Source organism: Delftia sp. ZNC0008, assembly GCF_000799035.1.
In the GTDB taxonomy this organism is placed as follows: Bacteria; Pseudomonadota; Gammaproteobacteria; order Burkholderiales; family Burkholderiaceae_C; genus Comamonas; species Comamonas tsuruhatensis.
On the sequence record NZ_JTKZ01000217.1, the window covers coordinates 1 to 618 of the forward strand.

Genomic DNA, 618 nt, shown 5'->3' on the forward strand with positions numbered 1-618 from the left:
CCGCGTCTGTTCGATGTGTGGTCGCTGGCCGGCGCCCATGCGCTGCCCGTGCCGCTGGGCGAGACCATGCTGGCGCGCGCGCTGCTGGCTGGCGCGGGGGCGGAGCGTCCACCAGGCGCCATCGCGTTGGCGCAAGGCCTGCTCCAGCCGGATGGCAGCCTGCACTGCGAACCCGCGCGCCTGGGCGCGGTGGCGGACAGCGTGCTGGTGCAGCATGCGCAGGGCTGGAGCCTGCTGCCCGTGGCGCAGGCGCAGTCCGAGCCGGCGGCCTTCTGCCTGGACGTGAACCTGCGCTGGAGCGCCGATCAGGTCCGCGCGGCACCTGCTCCCGATATCGCCCTGCCGGGTGGGCTGGACCTGCGCACGCTGCAGGCCGGCCTGGTGGCGGCGCAGCTGGCGGGCGCGCTCATGGAGGTGTTCCAGCGCACGCTGCAGTATGCGAATGACCGCCAGCAGTTCGGGCGTCCCATCGGCAAGTTCCAGGCCATTCAGCACCAGCTGGCGGTGATGAGCGAGCATGTCTTCGCCGCGCGCATGGCCGCCCGGCTGGGCTGCGCGGGGCAGGGCATCTTCCCCGAGCGGCTGCGCGTGGCCGTGGCCAAGGCGCGCTGCAGCCAG

1 protein-coding gene is annotated in these 618 nt (G+C 73.6%); it reads left to right on the forward strand.

Going from position 1 to position 618, the window contains the following annotated elements; translation table 11 throughout:
- Positions 1-618 (forward strand): acyl-CoA dehydrogenase family protein (locus L995_RS07355; protein ID WP_047470615.1); only part of this gene is annotated, 618 nt, incomplete at both ends.